16 protein-coding genes are annotated in these 16,495 nt (G+C 56.5%); all 16 read left to right on the top strand.

From position 1 onward, the window contains the following. The first annotated feature begins 11 nt into the window (after positions 1-11). The 16 genes from rlmN (at position 12) to H9646_RS17155 (ending at position 16,287) form a co-directional block, all read left to right on the top strand. Positions 12-1,133: a 23S rRNA (adenine(2503)-C(2))-methyltransferase RlmN gene (gene rlmN / locus H9646_RS17230; RefSeq protein WP_191724631.1), complete on the top strand. Its 1,122-nt coding sequence runs from the start codon at positions 12-14 to the stop codon at positions 1,131-1,133. Positions 1,134-1,157: 24 nt separating this feature from the next. Then, positions 1,158-1,988, top strand: coding sequence for a tetratricopeptide repeat protein (locus tag H9646_RS17225; protein WP_191724630.1), 831 nt, complete (start codon positions 1,158-1,160; stop codon positions 1,986-1,988). Further along, positions 1,981-2,937 (top strand): helix-turn-helix domain-containing protein, encoded by a 957-nt coding sequence (locus tag H9646_RS17220; RefSeq protein ID WP_191724629.1) that lies wholly within the window; start codon positions 1,981-1,983, stop codon positions 2,935-2,937. The genes H9646_RS17225 and H9646_RS17220 overlap by 8 nt, the downstream gene beginning before the upstream one ends. A 3-nt stretch (positions 2,938-2,940) precedes the next feature. Next, a complete protein-coding gene (gene ispG / locus H9646_RS17215) occupies positions 2,941-4,212 on the top strand; it encodes a flavodoxin-dependent (E)-4-hydroxy-3-methylbut-2-enyl-diphosphate synthase (protein WP_191724628.1) in 1,272 nt (423 codons plus the stop codon). Positions 4,213-4,337: 125 nt separating this feature from the next. Beyond that, positions 4,338-5,633 (top strand): histidine--tRNA ligase, encoded by a 1,296-nt coding sequence (gene hisS / locus H9646_RS17210; RefSeq protein ID WP_191724627.1) that lies wholly within the window; start codon positions 4,338-4,340, stop codon positions 5,631-5,633. Positions 5,634-5,651: 18 nt separating this feature from the next. Next, positions 5,652-6,332, top strand: a complete 681-nt coding sequence (locus H9646_RS17205; RefSeq protein ID WP_191724626.1) for a YfgM family protein — start codon at positions 5,652-5,654, stop codon at positions 6,330-6,332. 38 nt (positions 6,333-6,370) lie between these two features. Then, positions 6,371-7,498: an outer membrane protein assembly factor BamB gene (gene bamB, locus H9646_RS17200; protein ID WP_191724625.1), complete on the top strand. Its 1,128-nt coding sequence runs from the start codon at positions 6,371-6,373 to the stop codon at positions 7,496-7,498. Between the two features lie 13 nt (positions 7,499-7,511). Further along, positions 7,512-8,846, top strand: coding sequence for a ribosome biogenesis GTPase Der (gene der / locus H9646_RS17195; RefSeq protein ID WP_191724624.1), 1,335 nt, complete (start codon positions 7,512-7,514; stop codon positions 8,844-8,846). A 116-nt stretch (positions 8,847-8,962) separates the two neighbouring features. Beyond that, positions 8,963-9,217 carry an RNA chaperone Hfq gene (hfq, locus tag H9646_RS17190; protein WP_191724623.1) on the top strand — a complete coding sequence of 85 codons (255 nt, stop codon included), beginning with the start codon at positions 8,963-8,965 and terminating at the stop codon, positions 9,215-9,217. Between the two features lie 52 nt (positions 9,218-9,269). Continuing rightward, a complete protein-coding gene (hflX, locus tag H9646_RS17185) occupies positions 9,270-10,478 on the top strand; it encodes a GTPase HflX (protein WP_191724622.1) in 1,209 nt (402 codons plus the stop codon). Between the two features lie 70 nt (positions 10,479-10,548). After that, positions 10,549-11,916: an FtsH protease activity modulator HflK gene (hflK, locus tag H9646_RS17180; RefSeq protein WP_191724621.1), complete on the top strand. Its 1,368-nt coding sequence runs from the start codon at positions 10,549-10,551 to the stop codon at positions 11,914-11,916. Positions 11,917-11,927: 11 nt separating this feature from the next. After that, a complete protein-coding gene (hflC, locus tag H9646_RS17175) occupies positions 11,928-12,818 on the top strand; it encodes a protease modulator HflC (RefSeq protein ID WP_191724620.1) in 891 nt (296 codons plus the stop codon). Positions 12,819-12,872: 54 nt separating this feature from the next. Next, a complete protein-coding gene (locus H9646_RS17170) occupies positions 12,873-13,064 on the top strand; it encodes a DUF2065 domain-containing protein (protein ID WP_191724619.1) in 192 nt (63 codons plus the stop codon). 89 nt (positions 13,065-13,153) lie between these two features. Continuing rightward, on the top strand, positions 13,154-14,302 hold the full coding sequence (locus H9646_RS17165) for an ATP phosphoribosyltransferase regulatory subunit (RefSeq protein ID WP_191724618.1): 1,149 nt from the start codon (positions 13,154-13,156) through the stop codon (positions 14,300-14,302). A gap of 30 nt (positions 14,303-14,332) precedes the next feature. After that, a complete protein-coding gene (locus H9646_RS17160; RefSeq protein WP_191724617.1) occupies positions 14,333-15,709 on the top strand; it encodes an adenylosuccinate synthase in 1,377 nt (458 codons plus the stop codon). A 53-nt stretch (positions 15,710-15,762) separates the two neighbouring features. After that, complete coding sequence (locus H9646_RS17155) at positions 15,763-16,287, top strand: phosphoribosyltransferase (protein ID WP_191724616.1); 525 nt, start codon at positions 15,763-15,765, stop codon at positions 16,285-16,287. Positions 16,288-16,495 lie beyond the last annotated feature (208 nt).

Genomic DNA, 16,495 nt, shown 5'->3' with positions numbered 1-16,495 from the left:
GGGTATTGCATATGACCACGAACTTATTGAATTTTGACCTTCAGGGCCTGACCGCTTATTGCGAGTCGCTGGGGGAAAAACGTTTTCGAGCTACGCAGCTGTACCGCTGGATTCACCAGCGCGGTGCCAGCGATTTTGACCAGATGACCGATCTGGCCAAGTCCCTGCGTGAAAAGCTCAAGGGCAATGCCTGTATTGAAGGCTTGTCTGTCATCTCCCAGCACGAGTCGCAAGACGGCACTATCAAGTGGCTGTTTGATGTGGGTGATGGCAATGCGGTGGAGTCCGTATTTATTCCTGAAGATGACCGTGGCACCTTGTGCGTGTCATCTCAAGCCGGTTGCGCGGTGGGCTGCCGTTTTTGCTCGACCGGGCACCAGGGCTTTAGTCGCAATCTGACAACGGGCGAGATTCTGGCTCAGTTGTGGTTTGCGGAGCACTTTCTGCGCAAGCACCTGAACAAAGAAGATCGCGTGATCACCAATGTGGTGATGATGGGTATGGGTGAACCCATGCAGAACTACTCGGCTTTGGTGCCTGCACTGCGCACCATGCTGGATGACCATGCCTATGGTCTGTCACGTCGCCGGGTGACTGTGTCTACATCGGGTGTAGTGCCCATGATGGATCGCCTAGCGCAGGACTGTGCCGTGGCTTTGGCGGTTTCGCTGCATGCGCCCAATGATCCCTTGCGTGAAAACCTGGTGCCACTCAACAAGAAGTATCCGCTGGATGAGTTGATGCAGGCGTGTGTACGCTATCTGGAGTTTGCACCCCGCGATTTCATTACGTTTGAGTACTGCATGCTGGATGGTGTGAATGACCAGCCAGAGCACGCACAGCAACTGATCGATCTGCTTCGCAAGCACGGCAGTGGCAAGCCATGGTGCAAACTCAATTTGATCCCGTTTAATCCATTTCCTGCCTCGGGCCTGTTGCGCTCGTCCAATGCTGCCGTGAGTGCTTTTGCGAAGAAGCTGAGCGATGCTGGCATCGTCACCACCGTGCGCAAAACCCGTGGTGATGATATTGATGCTGCGTGCGGGCAGCTTGCCGGTGATGTGAAGGACAGGACGCGAGCCGCTGAGCGTATGGCCAAGCAACGTACCATACCGCTGATACCCATTTCCTAACGGTTTTTGATAACAAGGATGTGCATGCCCGCCCCATTGGTTTCCATGAAGCAGCTGTTTAGCAAGGTCCGCAAGGGCATGGGAGGGGGGCTTGCGGCATGTCTGCTGGCCGGCTGCATGACTGGTGTGGGTACGCTGTCTCCAGAAGAAATACCTGGCTCGGCAGCAGAAACAGAAGTGCACCGTCTGGCCAAAACTCGCTTGCAGCTGGCTGCGTTGCATTTTGAAGAAGGGCGCGCTGAGGTCGCTTTGGGTGAAATTGCGGAAGCACTGCAGGCATACCCGCGTTATGTGGATGCGTACAACCTCAAAGGTTGGATTCACATGAGCCTGCAGGACTACAAAGGTGCCAATGACAGCTTTGTGCAAGCCTTGGCCTTGCGCCCGGGTGATGCGGATGCCCTTTACAACCTGGGGTGGTTGCAGTGCCAGCAAAAGCAATTTGCCTTGGCTGAGCGTAATCTGGATGCAGCATTGGCCGCGCCGCGCACCTCAGGGCAGTCGGTTTCACGCCTTTGGCTGGCCAAGGGCGTGTGCTTGCGGCAAGCGGGGCAGCTTGACGCAGCGATGCAAGCCCTCGAAAAAGCCCACGAAATAGAGCCAGGCAACCCTGCAGTTGCCTACAATTTTGCAGATGCGCTGCACGCTCAGGGTCATACTGAGCGTGCGCGTTTTTATGTGCGTCGCATCAATAATGGCCAATGGGCTTCTGCGCAATCGCTTTGGTTAGGGATCAAAGTTGAGCGAAGCCTGGGTGACAACGTAGCGATGCGACAGTTGGCTGATCAATTACATAAGCGATTCCCTGATTCCAAGGAATGGCAACGGTTTGAGCGGGGAGCTTTTGATGACTGAGGTGGTATTGGGTAACGCAGAGCAACAAAGCGACAGCAATGCCGCTGCACAGCAATCGGGCAGCGCGGGCATGCTTTTGCGGCAAGCGCGCGAGCAGCAGCACATGTCAGTTCAGACGCTGGCCTCTGCGCTCAAGGTTCCTGTGTACAAGCTGCAGGCATTGGAAGAAGACCGCTGGGATGTATTGACCGATTCGGTTTTTACACGCTCTCTGGCGCTGAGTATTTGCCGGTTGCTGCGTATTCCGTCAGAGCCTGTACTTGCTGGCTTGCCCAAGCATGAAGCTGCCAAGCTGGCCTCTAACCCCGAAGGCATCAATGCTCCATTCAAGGAAAAAACACTGCGTTCATTGATGTCGCCGGCGCAGGAGCCTGGCACTGGCAGTGCGGTCAAGCTGGCAGCAGTTTTGCTGATTGCTGTGGCGGGTGGCGCCGGCTTTTACTTCTGGCCCCAGTGGCAGTCTGCACAAGGTGATGCCATAGATGCTGTGGCGCAAGGTGCTACAAGTGAGCCTTTGTTCATGCCTCAGTTGCAGGCGGAGCCTGAGGCATCGAATACAGAAGGTGCGGCAGCAACGGCTCAGGATGCAGCCGCTGCGGTGATGGCCGAGCCTGCCACTGCGCCGGCACAGCCCGCACCTGCTGAGGTAGCCGCTGTCACACCACCAGCCATCGCTGCTTTGCCAGCACCAACTGGTGCCGTGGCGGGAGAGCGTGTGTTGCGTTTTACGGCCACGGCTCAATCCTGGGTGCAAGTGCGAGATGCGCAGCAGCAAGTGGTGATGGAAAAGATTTTGAAGTCTGGCGACGTTTTTGAAGAAGTTGCCGTGGGACGGCCTTTGCACGTGGTGATCGGTAATGCCGAAGCAACGCGTGTGGAGGTGGATGGCAGTGCATTCGATTTCGCAGGGTCTGCGAAAAACAATGTGGCCCGATTCGAGGTGAAGTAAAAAGTGTCTGACAACACATTCCAGGCATCGCCCATTGCGATTGCCTCTGCACTGCCCCGCAAGAGCCGTCAGGCCCGCGTGGTGTGGCGCAACAACGTGGTTACGGTGGGTGGCAATGCGCCTGTGCGCGTGCAGTCCATGACCAATACCGACACTGTGGAGGCGGTGGAAACCGCCATCCAGGTGCGCCAGCTGGCGCAGGCAGGCTCGGAGATGGTGCGCATCACGGTGAACACGCCTGAGGCTGCCGCTGCAGTGCCCTATATCCGTGAGCAGCTCGACCGCATGGGCGAGTATGTGCCGCTGGTGGGTGATTTTCACTACAACGGCCACCGCCTGCTCACCGATTACCCTGACTGCGCGCAAGCACTGTCCAAGTACCGCATCAACCCCGGCAACGTGGGCAAGGGCGACAAAAAGGACAAGCAGTTCGGTCAGATGATTGAGATTGCGGCCAAGTACGACAAGGCAGTGCGCATTGGTGTGAACTGGGGCTCGCTGGACCAGGAAATCATGGCCCAGCTGATGGACCAGAACTCGCTGCGTGCCCAGCCGTGGGAAACCCGCCAAGTCATGTACGAGGCGCTGATTACCTCGGCCGTCAGCTCTGCCAAGCTGGCTGAATCGATAGGTTTGAACCCCGACAACATTATCTTGTCGTGCAAGGTCAGCGGTGTGCAGGATTTGATCTCTGTGTACCGGGCCTTGGCCCAGCGCTGCGATTACGCACTGCATCTGGGGCTGACGGAAGCCGGCATGGCCACCAAGGGCACGGTGGCTTCCACCGCTGCGCTGTCAGTGCTGCTGCAAGAAGGTATTGGCGACACCATTCGCGTCTCGCTCACACCCTTGCCGGGTGAGGCGCGTACGCAAGAAGTGGTGGTGGCGTCCGAGATTTTGCAAAGCCTGGGGCTGCGCGTGTTTGTGCCCAGCGTCACCGCCTGCCCTGGCTGTGGCCGCACCACCAGCACTACGTTCCAGGAGCTGGCCAAGCAAATTGACGACTATCTGCGCGGGCAGATGCCCGTGTGGCGCGTGCAGTACCCGGGCGTGGAGGCCATGAAAGTGGCCGTGATGGGCTGTATCGTGAACGGTCCCGGTGAGAGCAAGCATGCCGACATCGGCATCAGCCTGCCGGGCAATGGCGAAGCGCCTGCAGCGCCAGTGTTCATCGATGGCGAAAAAGCCATGACGCTGCGTGGCGAAGGCATCGCCACGGAGTTTCAGGCGCTGGTGGAATCCTATGTGCAACGCCGTTATGGCTCAGGTGCTTGATTAAAACAATAGCTGTTAGCGTGCGTGTATAAATACTTTCGAATATAAAAGTATCTGAAAACCGTATCAACACAGCGCAAGTAGCTCTTTTTTTAAAGTGCTGCACTTTTGGTGAGAACTTCCAAGTGGCTAAGACCGACAAACTTTCCGCCGTCAAAGGCATGAATGACATCCTTCCCGGCGAATCTGCACGCTGGGAATGGCTGGAGGCGCAGGTGCGCGAGCTGATGGGCCGCTTTGCCTACAGCAATGTGCGTACCCCCATCGTCGAGCACACCCAGCTGTTTGTGCGCGGTATTGGCGAGGTGACCGATATTGTGGAAAAGGAGATGTACTCCTTTGAAGACAAGCTCAACGGAGAGCGCCTGACGCTGCGCCCCGAAGGCACGGCCAGCCTGGTGCGTGCCACCATCGAAAACAACTTGCTGTACGACGGCGGCAAGCGCATGTGGTACATCGGCCCCATGTTCCGCCACGAGCGCCCGCAGCGCGGTCGCTACCGCCAGTTTCACCAGATTGGTGCCGAAGCCATGGGCTTTGCCGGTCCGGATGTCGATGCCGAGCTGATCTTGCTGGCCGTAGCACTGTGGAAGCGCCTGGGCCTGACCCAGTGGCGCCTTGAAATCAACAGCCTGGGCCAGCCTGAGGAGCGCAAGGCGCACCGCCAAGCACTGATTGCCTACCTGGAGCAGCACACCGATGTGATGGACGAAGAGGCCAAGCGCCGCATGTACAGCAACCCGCTGCGCGTGCTGGACACCAAAAACCCTGCCATGCAGGACATGGTGAACGCTGCGCCCCAGTTGCTGGACTATCTGGGTGAGGCTTCGCTGGCGCACTTCAACGGCTTGAAGGCCATTTTGGATGCCAACGACGTGCCGTGGACGGTGAACCCCCGTCTGGTGCGTGGTTTGGATTACTACAACCTCAGCGTGTTTGAGTTTGTGACCGATCTGCTGGGCTCGCAAGGCACCATCTGCGCCGGTGGCCGCTACGACTACCTGATCGAGCAAGTAGGCGGCAAGCCTGCTCCCGCTGTTGGCTGGGCGCTGGGCGTAGAACGTGTGCTGGAGCTGGTCAAAGAGCTGGGCACCGATATCCCAGAGCAGCAGCTGGACGCTTACGCCATCGTGCCGGATGTGGCCGCCATGCCGCAGGTATTGCGCACGCTCGCGCAGCTGCGTGAAGCCGGTGTCCGCGTGCAGATGCACACCGCAGGTGCGCAAGGCATGGGCTCGATGAAATCGCAGTTCAAAAAGGCTGACGCTTCGGGTGCACGCTTTGGCCTGATCTTCGGCGCAGACGAGTTGGCGCAAGGCAAAGTCACCGTGAAATCTCTGCGTGACGGGCAGGGCGAACAAGTGCAGCAACTGCTGACCGAAGCGACCTCTTGGGCGCACACCCTACAATCGAACGCTTAATTTGTAACGACACCAGATATGGCAACGCATCTCGACCTCGAAGAACAAGAGCAACTTGATCAGATCAAGCACTTCTGGAGCAAGTGGGGGACCCCCATTACGGGCATCGCCATCGTGGTGATGGGCTCATTTGCAGCATGGAATGGCTACCAGTTTTGGCAACAGCGCCAGGCGCTGCAAGCGTCTGCTTTGGCAGATGTGGTGGCCGTTGCCGTAGAAAGCGGAGATCAAACCCGTGTGGCCCAGGCTTTCGACGCCATCAAGGCCGATTACAAAGGCACGCTGCAAGCGGGCTATGCAGCCTTGCTGGTGGCACAGTCTGCAGTGAATGCAGACAAGCTGCCAGAAGCCAAGGCGGCTTTGCAGTGGGCTGCCGACAGCACCAAGGATGAGGGCTATCAAGCGGCAGCCAAGCTGCGTCTGGCTGCGGTGTTGATGCAGGAAAAAGATCTGGATGCCGCTGCCGCCTTGCTGCGTGGCAGCTTCCCCGCAGAATTCAAGGGTTTGGTGGCCGACCGTCTGGGTGATGTTTTGCAGTTGCAAGACAAGTCCAGTGAGGCCGTTGCAGCTTACAAAGAGGCATGGAAACTGCTTGATCCTCAAGTAGATTACCGCACGCTGGTGGGCTTTAAGCTCAATGCACTGGGCGAGGCAACCCCTGAATCTGGCACAGCGATTTCGACGGAGACAAATAAGTGAATCACAGCGCACAAAACCAACAAGGTTCTCGTTTTTGGATGACTGCTCAACGTACGGTGCTGGCTGCAGCCATGGTGACGGCCCTGGGCGGTTGTGCGTGGTTTGGCTCAGGCAGTGCAGTAAAGCCTGCAGATCTGGGGCCGAATGTGGTGAATTTGCCTGTGCGTCAGGCATGGCAGCTGAGCATGCCTGCGATCAAAAATGCCAGCATCCGTGCTCAAGTGCAGGGTGACAACGTGGTGGTTGCCGCTGCTGATGGCACGGTCGTCAGCGTCAATGCGGCCACAGGGCGTGAAAACTGGCGTGGTCAGGCTGGCAAGACTTTGCAGGCTGGCGTAGGTGCAGACGGCCAATTGGCCGCTGTAGTGACAACCAGTAACGATCTGGTGGTGTTTGAAGCCGGTAAAAAGCTGTGGAGCAAAACGCTGACAGCATCGGCTTTTACTGCCCCGTTGATGGCTGGTGGCCGCGTGTTTGTGCTGGCTGCAGACCGTTCAGTGTCGGCATTTGATGCGCAAAACGGTGCACATTTGTGGACCCAAAAGCGCGAAGGTGAGCCGTTGGTGCTGCGTCAGCAGGGCGTCCTCATGCCATATGGCAACACCTTGCTGGCGGGCTTGTCCGGCCGGCTGGTAGCGTTTAACCCTGATAACGGCAATGTCCAGTGGGAAGCGCCTCTGGCGTCACCGCGTGGAACGAATGACGTAGAGCGTCTGGTTGATCTGGTCGGACCTGCCAGCCGCGTAGGCAATGCCGTGTGCGCGCGCGCCTTCCAGGCAACGGTGGGTTGTGTTGACGCTAATGTCGGGCGCACAGCATGGACACAAACTGCCAAGGGAGCAGTGGGAATTGCAACTGATGCAGAGTACGTGTTTGGTACCGAAAGCAACGGCATTGTGCAAGCGTGGAGCTTGGCCGATGGCGAGAAGCGCTGGTCGGTAGACCGTTTTCAGCACCGCAAGCTGACTGCACCGTTGGTGCTGGGGCGTGCGGTGGTAATGGCTGATGAGTCGGGTTTGGTGCACATGCTGTCTAGAAAGGATGGCGCGCACTTGAATCGATTGAATACAGATGGAACTGGCGTAGCTGTGGCGCCAGTGGTGGCCGCCGACACTTTGGTGGTTGTGACACGCGGTGGTGGCATTTACGGCTTCCGCCCGGATTGACAGAATTTTTCGAATGAAGCCAGTTATTGCCCTTGTGGGGCGGCCCAATGTGGGCAAATCAACCTTGTTCAACCGCCTGACAAAGACGCGTGACGCTATCGTTGCCGACTTTGCAGGGTTGACGCGGGATCGCCATTACGGACAAGGCCGACAGGGTAAGCACGAGTACATCGTGATCGATACCGGTGGCTTTGAGCCTGATGCATCCAAGGGCATCTTCAAGGAGATGGCCAAGCAAACCCGTCAGGCCGTAGCTGAGGCCGATGTTGTGCTGTTTGTGGTGGATGCGCGTGATGGCTTGTCTGCGCAAGATCACGACATTGGAAACTACCTGCGTCGTCTGGGTAAGCCTTGTGTGCTGGTTGCAAATAAGGCCGAAGGCATGAAGGCAGGTGCACAGCTGGCAGAGTTCTATGAACTTGGCCTGGGTGAGGTGTATCCCGTCTCTGCCGCACATGGTCAGGGTGTGCGCGAATTGATTGAGTTGGCGTTGGGGCCACTCAATGTGCAGGATCCCGAGGCTCAGACCATTGAGGATGTGGAGGCCAAGCCTGTGCGTTTGGCTTTGGCAGGGCGCCCGAATGCGGGCAAATCCACCTTGATCAATACGTGGCTGGGTGAAGAGCGCTTGGTGGCGTTTGACATGCCAGGGACAACGCGCGATGCGATCTCCGTGCCTTTTGAGCGCAACGGTCAGCAGTTCGAGTTGATCGATACCGCCGGTTTGCGTCGCAAAGGCCGGGTGTTTGAATCCATTGAGAAGTTCTCCGTGGTCAAAACACTGCAAGCCATTGAAGACGCCAACGTCGTAGTGATCTTGATCGATGCCACCGAAGGTGTCACTGATCAGGATGCGCACATTGCCGGCTATGTCTTGGAAAGTGGCCGCGCCGTGGTGGTGGCCATCAACAAGTGGGATGCTGTTGATGATTACCAGCGCCAGTTGGTCGAGCGTGCCATTGAAACTCGCCTTGGGTTCTTGAAATTTGCAGCATTGCACTATATCTCTGCTGTCAAGCGCCAAGGTTTGGGGCCACTGTGGGCTTCCATCGTGCAAGCGCACAAGGCTGCGACCTGCAAGATGCCAACCCCTGTGCTCACGCGAGTCCTTATGGAAGCCGTGCAGTATCAAACGCCGAAGAAGGTGGGAGCCTACCGTCCGAAGCCGCGCTATGCGCACCAGGGCGGTATGAATCCTCCGGTCATCGTGGTCCATGGAAATTCTGTGGAGCACATTACAGATGCCTACAAGCGTTTTCTGGAAGGCCGTTTTCGCAAGGAATTCGATTTGGTGGGAACACCTCTTCGAATTGAGCTTAAAACTTCCCACAACCCCTACGCCGACTGAGGCGGGAAGCCATCATCACAGCGCTGATGTGAACGAATTCCTGCGGGGAGGAGGGCATAAAAGCTGCTGTGGTAAGGTGTCGGTTTACAACAACATTTCCGAACACGGAGAATATCGTGAGCAATAAAGGCCAACTCCTGCAAGATCCATTTCTGAATGCGCTGCGCCGCGAACATGTGCCTGTTTCCATTTATTTGGTCAACGGTATCAAGCTCCAAGGCCAGATTGAGTCTTTTGACCAGTATGTGGTGTTGCTGCGCAATACAGTGACACAGATGGTTTACAAGCACGCTATTTCCACCATCGTTCCCGGCCGTGCCGTCAATTTCAGCATGGCTGATAACAACGACAGCGAGGCACCTGCCGCTTGAAGCTGTTGACTTATCCCTTCCCTGCGCAGCAGCGTGGGGTGGGGGAGGTGGCATGAGCGTGAACGCCAAATCCTCCCCTGACGCCACTGCCGTTGTTTTGGTTGGCGTTGATTTCGGACTTCCACACTTCGACAACGAGCTTGAAGAGTTGGGCTTGCTGGCAAAAACCGCTGGCTTGAACCCTGTGGCACGCATCACCTGTAAGCGCAAAGCACCTGATGCCGCACTGTTTATTGGCAGTGGCAAGGCTGATGAGATTCGCATGCTTGCGCAAATGCATGGCGCCAAAGAAGTTTTGTTTGACCAGGCTTTGAGCCCTGCTCAGCAGCGTAATTTAGAGCGCCACATGGAGATGCCAGTCAACGACCGCACGTTGTTGATTTTGGAAATCTTTGCGCAACGCGCACGCAGTCACGAAGGCAAGCTGCAGGTGGAGCTCGCTCGCTTGCAGTACGTCAGCACCCGCCTGGTTCGACGCTGGACCCACTTGGAGCGTCAGATGGGTGGCATTGGCGGTCGTGGTGGCCCTGGTGAAAAGCAAATTGAGCTCGATCGTCGCATGATTGCCGAGTCCATCAAGCGCACCAAGGACAAGCTGCAAAAAGTCAAGAAACAGCGCCAGACCCAGCGTCGCCAGCGTGAGCGCAGAGATGTGTTCAACATTTCGCTGGTGGGCTACACCAATGCGGGTAAATCGACGCTGTTTAACGCCTTGGTGAAAGCCCGCGCATATGCCGCCGATCAGTTGTTTGCAACGCTCGACACGACAACGCGCCAGCTTTATTTGACGGAGGCGCAGATGTCCGTGTCGCTGTCAGATACGGTGGGGTTTATTCGTGACCTGCCGCACGGTTTGGTGGCAGCTTTTCAAGCCACCTTGCAAGAAGCGGTCGATGCTGATTTGCTTTTGCATGTGGTGGATGCTTCGAACGAAACTTTCCCCGAACAAATGGATCAAGTGCGCAGGGTGTTGGGTGAAATCGACGCCTTGGGCATCCCACAAGTGCTGGTGTTCAATAAATTGGATGCCTTGCCTGATGGGCGCTCGCCTGCATCTTTGCAAGATACTTATGAGGTCGACGGGGTGGAAGTGCCCCGCGTGTTTGTGAGTGCGCGCACGGGTGAAGGTTTGCCGCAATTGCGCCAGGTTCTGGCCAATGCAGCTTTGGCTGCAAGCAATGCACCCGACGAAGGGGCGGTACAAGACGGCGATGATGATCTACCGTCTGAGTCAATGTCCCCTGAAGACAGCGACGATTGAGCAAAGTGCCCTTTAAACATTTGGGCACAATGCAATATGTTTCATAGCAATATCAATTGAGACTTTTCGCATGAATTTCCTGAATCGCGCCCCTCGTTGGGCAGTGCTGCCAGAACGCTTGCGGGGAATGTTCAATCTGAATGACCCCCGCTGGGGCCGTGGAGAGGACAACAACGCAGGGGAGGGCGATCAGCGCCCAGATTCTGATCGTCCCGTACCGCCGCCTTCCTCCAATACACCGCCACCACGCGGGCAAAATAATCAGGCAGGTCAACCCCCCGATCTGGATGAGCTGTGGCGCGATTTGAATCGCAAGCTTTCTGGTCTGTTTGGGGGCAAGCCTCCACGTGGGCCGCAGGGCGGCAATAGCGCGCAGCCTCCTGAAATGAAGGGCGCAGGTATTGGCGTTGGACTGATCGCCGGCATTGCTGTGCTGATTTGGCTGGGCACTGGTTTTTTCATTGTGCAAGAAGGCCAGCAGGCCGTCATTACGCAGTTCGGTAAATACAACTCCACGGTTGGTGCCGGTTTTAACTGGCGCCTGCCTTATCCCATCCAAAACCATGAGTTGGTATATGTGTCGCAGATTCGCTCTGTGGATGTGGGGCGCGACACCGTTATCAAAAGCACGGGCCTGCGTGAATCGGCAATGCTGACGGAAGACGAGAACATCGTTGAAATCAAGTTTGCTGTGCAGTACCGCCTCAATGATGCGCGTGCCTGGCTCTTTGAGAGCAAGAGCCCGGATTTGGCTGTGGTGCAGGCTGCCGAAAGTGCGGTTCGCGAAGTGGTCGGCAAGATGAAGATGGATACCGCTTTGGCCGAAGAGCGAGACCAGATTGCCCCCCGTGTACGCGATTTGATGCAGACCATTCTTGACCGCTACAAAGTGGGCGTGGAAGTCGTGGGCATCAATATGCAGCAAGGTGGTGTACGTCCGCCAGAGCAGGTGCAAGCAGCGTTTGACGATGTGCTCAAGGCTGGTCAAGAGCGTGAGCGCGCCAAAAATGAGGCACAAGCCTATGCCAATGATGTGATCCCTCGTGCCACAGGTACGGCAGCACGTCTGAAGGAAGAGGCAGATGGCTATCGTGCACGTATTGCAGCGCAAGCCGAAGGTGATTCCGAACGCTTTAGCTCTTTGCTGGCCGAGTACAAGAAAGCCCCGCAAGTGACGCGCGATCGTCTGTATACCGATGCGATGCAAGAGGTCTACAGCAACGTAACCAAGATTTTGGTGGATTCCCGTCAGGGTTCTAATTTGCTGTATCTGCCGCTGGACAAGATCATGCAAGGCGCAGGTGTGGCACCTCATGCAACGCAAGATGCCGCCGCACGTGCGCAATCGCAAAATGCCACGACTGCCGTGCCCGCTGCGCCCCCTGTTGATACACGTGCCCGCGACCTGAACCGTTCGCGTGATCGCGAACCACGCTGAGGAGATCTGTTGTGAACAGAGTTGGATTTATTGCCTCGAGCCTGCTGGTGGTGTTGGCGCTGTTGAGCTCGATGCTCTTTGTCGTTGACCAGCGCCAGTTTGGTGTCGTGTACGCCTTGGGTCAAATCAAGAGCGTGATTACTGAGCCAGGCTTGAACTTCAAGCTGCCGCCGCCGTTCCAAAACGTTCGTTATATCGACAAGCGTTTGCTGACGTTGGACAGCACCGATACCGAGCCCATGCTGACGGCTGAAAAGCAGCGGGTGGTGATCGACTGGTATGTGCGCTGGCGCATTTCTGATCCATCGGAGTACATCCGCAATGTTGGCCTGGACGAAAGCGCCGGGGCCATGCAGCTGAACCGCGTTGTGCGCAACGCTTTTCAGGAAGAAGTGAACAAGCGCACTGTGCGTGAGTTGCTTTCTTCCAAGCGCGATACGCTGATGGCGGATGTCAAGGCCGAGGTGCTGAAGGCCGTTACCGGCGGTAAACCCTGGGGGGTGGATGTGGTGGACGTGCGTATTACCCGTGTGGATTACGCCGAAACCATTACCGAATCGGTCTACCGCCGTATGGAGGCAGAGCGCAAGCGCGTAGCCAATGAGCTGCGTTCAACGGGTGCTGCTGAAGGTGAAAAAATTCGTGCTGAAGCTGATCGTCAGCGTGAAATCACTGTGGCCAATGCCTATCGTGACGCACAGAAAATCAAGGGTGAAGGCGATGCTGAGGCTGCCAAGATCTATGCGCAAGCATTTGGTCAAGACCCTCAGTTTGCCAAGTTCTATCGCAGCCTGGATGCCTATAAGGCCAGCTTTGCGAACAAGAATGACGTCATCTTGGTTGATCCTGCAAGCTCTGATTTCTTCAAGTCTTACCGCAGCAGTGGGACGGGTACGAACTAAGTTGCATACGGTCTTCCGTCTGCCTCTTTAAGGCCAAGGCGCTAAGCTCCATCCATGGAATCTGATGTTTCTTGGTGGGCCGCCTTGGCTTTGTTTTTGGTGATTGAGGGATTGTTTCCTTTCATTTCTCCGCGCCGCTGGCGCGGTGCATTTGCCCAGCTTTTAGCCCTGCGAGACGGCCAAATACGTTTCGTTGGACTGCTCTGTATAGCAGTCGGTCTGAGCCTGCTGTGGCTGCTCAAATAACGTGGATAGTGGCTAGGCCTTAAGCCTTTTTTAGGGCGGGGCAGCGATAGCCGATAGAATCACGTTTTTAACAGCCTCCCCTTTTTTCCATGTCCGCTTGGGCCTTGCCGGATCACATCGCCGATGTTTTGCCCTCTGAGGCTCGGCACATCGAAGAGTTGCGTCGAGGATTACTCGATACGGCGCGCAGCTATGGGTATGAATTGGTCATGCCCCCACTCTTGGAGTATCTGGAGTCTTTGCTTACCGGCACCGGTGAAGCACTGAATCTGCAAACCTTCAAGCTGGTAGATCAAATTTCAGGTCACACACTGGGTTTGCGTGCAGACATGACGCAGCAAGTGGCGCGTATTGATGCGCACTTGCTCAATCGTGAAGGCGTCACGCGCTTGTGCTACTGCGGCCCTGTGCTGCATGCTGCGCCAGACCGCCCCCGTGCCACGCGTGAGCCATTGCAGTTTGGTGCCGAAATCTATGGGCACGCAGGACCTGAGGCTGATATTGAAGCCTTGAGCCTGGCGCTGGCCTGTGTAGAAGGTGCTGGCGTGAGCGGGTTTACGGTAGATCTGGCTGATGTGCGCCTGGTACGCAGTCTGCTGGCTGGCGTGATGGTGGACAGCGATGTGCTGCAAAAGGTGCATGCTGCACTGGCCTCCAAGGATGCGACGGCGCTGGTCGCGCTGACCAAAAATTTTCCGCAGGCCTCACGTGACGGTTTGCTGGCATTGCTGCAGTTGTACGGTGATGTCAAAGTGCTCGATGAAGCTGAAAAAGCTTTGGAGCGCACACCGGGTGCTCAGCATGTACTGCAGCATTTGAAGTGGTTTGCGGCGCAGTTCCCTGAAGCGAACGTGACGTTCGACTTGGCAGATTTGCGTGGTTATTCTTATTACAGCGGTACACGCTTTGCCGTCTACGCCCCCGGAGCCAGCGATGCGCTGGTGCGTGGAGGTCGTTACGACGAAGTGGGTGCCGTGTTTGGACGCAACCGTCCAGCGGCGGGTTTTTCGCTGGACATCAAGCAGTTGGTGTCGGTGGTTCCATCGCGTCCGCTGCGTGCAGCCATCCGCGCTCCCTGGGGCAATGGTGCACAGCTCAGTCTTGCTATTGCGCAGTTGCGCAGCCAAGGTGAGACCGTAGTCTGTGTGCTTCCCGGGCATGAGAGCGAGGTGGACGAATTCCACTGCGACCGTGCACTGGTGCAAAGCGCCGGGCAATGGGTCGTGCAAGCCGTTTAAGGCATTTTTCAATTCATCGGATTTGAGATTATGAAAGCAACCAAAGGTCGCAACGTGGTCGTCGTCGGTACCCAGTGGGGCGACGAAGGCAAGGGTAAATTGGTCGATTGGCTGACCGAAAGCGCTCAAGGCGTTGTGCGTTTCCAAGGCGGTCATAACGCAGGTCACACTCTGGTGATCAATGGCGTCAAGACTGCGCTGCACTTGATTCCTAGCGGCATCATGCGCCCTGGCGTTAAGTGCTACATCGGCAACGGTGTGGTGCTCTCGGCCGGCAAGCTGTTCGAGGAAATCGAAGGCCTGGAAAAGGCGGGTGTGAGCGTGCGCGATCGTCTGCGCGTGTCTGAAGCCTGTCCCCTGATCTTGCCTTTCCACCAAGCCCTGGATGTAGCCCGTGAAGCGGCCCGCGAACAAGGCGGCGTGCAAAAGATTGGTACCACTGGCAAGGGCATTGGCCCCGCCTACGAAGACAAGATTGCCCGCCGTGCTTTGCGTGTGCAAGACCTCAAGCACCCTGAGCGCTTTGCAACCAAGCTGCGCGAGCTGCTCAAGCTGCACAACCACATCTTGGTGGAAGTGCTGGGCTCCAAGAAGTTTGAATTTGCCGACGCGCTCAAGCCTTACATCAAGGACGGCGAAGTGCAGTTTGATGTGGTCTACGAAGAAGCCATGCGCCACGCAGAGCTGCTCAAGCCCATGATTGCCGACGTTTCGCGTGAACTGAACGACGCACATGCCGCAGGTGCAAACCTGCTGTTTGAAGGCGCACAAGGCACGCTGCTGGACGTGGACCACGGCACCTACCCCTACGTGACATCGTCCAACTGCGTGGCAGGCAATGCCGCCGCTGGCGCTGGTGTAGGCCCGGGCATGCTGCATTACGTTCTGGGTATTACCAAGGCGTACTGCACCCGCGTGGGTGGTGGCCCCTTCCCGACCGAGCTGGAGTGGGAAAAAGAAGGCACGCCCGGCTACATCATGTCGACCGTGGGTGCTGAAAAGGGTGTGACCACAGGCCGTTCGCGCCGCTGTGGTTGGTTTGATGCTGCGTTGCTCAAGCGTTCGGCACAAATCAACGGTTTGTCAGGCCTGTGCATTACCAAGCTGGACGTACTGGACGGTATTGAAGAGCTGCAACTGTGCGTGGGCTACGAGCTGGATGGCGAAAAGATCGACATCCTGCCTCTGGGTGCTGACGATATCGAGCGTTGCAAGCCTATCTACGAGTCGATTCCCGGCTGGACTGATACGACCGTTGGCGTGACTGACTATGCCAAGTTGCCTGTGGCAGCGCGCAACTACCTGGACCGTATTGCACAAGTGACTGGCGTGCCGATCGCCATGGTTTCGACCAGCCCTGATCGCGATCACACCATCCTGATGCAAAACCCCTACGTTGCTGCGTAAGTGGCATTGCCTCTATAAACACGCTCCTCGCGAATTTACACAGGAACACGAACATGTTGACTGAAGACGGCAAGCACTTGTACGTTAGCTACGACGAATACCATGGTCTGATCGAGAAGCTGGCTTTGAAAATTCACCAGTCCGGCTGGGAATTTGACACCATCTTGTGCCTGGCCCGTGGTGGCTTGCGCCCAGGTGATATCTTGAGCCGCATCTTTAACAAGCCTCTGGCCATCATGTCCACCAGCTCTTACCGTGCTGAAGCAGGCAAGGTGCAGGGGCACCTGGATATTGGTCGCTTCATTGCCACTCCCAAGGGTGAAATCGCTGGCCGCGTGCTGCTGGTGGATGACCTGGCTGACACAGGCGTGACACTGAATGCCGTGGTGAAGATGCTCAAGGAAAACTACCAGCCCATCACAGAGATGCGTACGGCCGTGATCTGGACCAAGGGTGTCTCGACGTTCAAGTCGGACTACTCGGTAGAAGACCTGCCGACCAATCCATGGATTCACCAGCCCTTTGAAGGCTATGACAACCTCTCGCCAGAGAAGTTGATGGAAAAGTGGAAGCTGTAATTGAGTTTGCATTCCCTGAAAGAGGAGCCCTTGTGGCTCCTTTTTTATTCTCAGCTGATAAATAAATAGGAGCTGTTATCGCTTATGTACCAATCATTTCAAATATAAAAGTATCTGAAATATATATGTATAAAGCGTTGATAGCTATTATTTTAAATTTCTACAGTGCAGGCATAAATCCAGGCCTGCACGTGTCGACATGCTGACG

The organism is Comamonas avium (assembly GCF_014836675.1).
Lineage (GTDB): Bacteria > Pseudomonadota > Gammaproteobacteria > Burkholderiales > Burkholderiaceae_C > Comamonas > Comamonas avium.
This window is presented reverse-complemented; position numbering and strand designations above follow the sequence as displayed.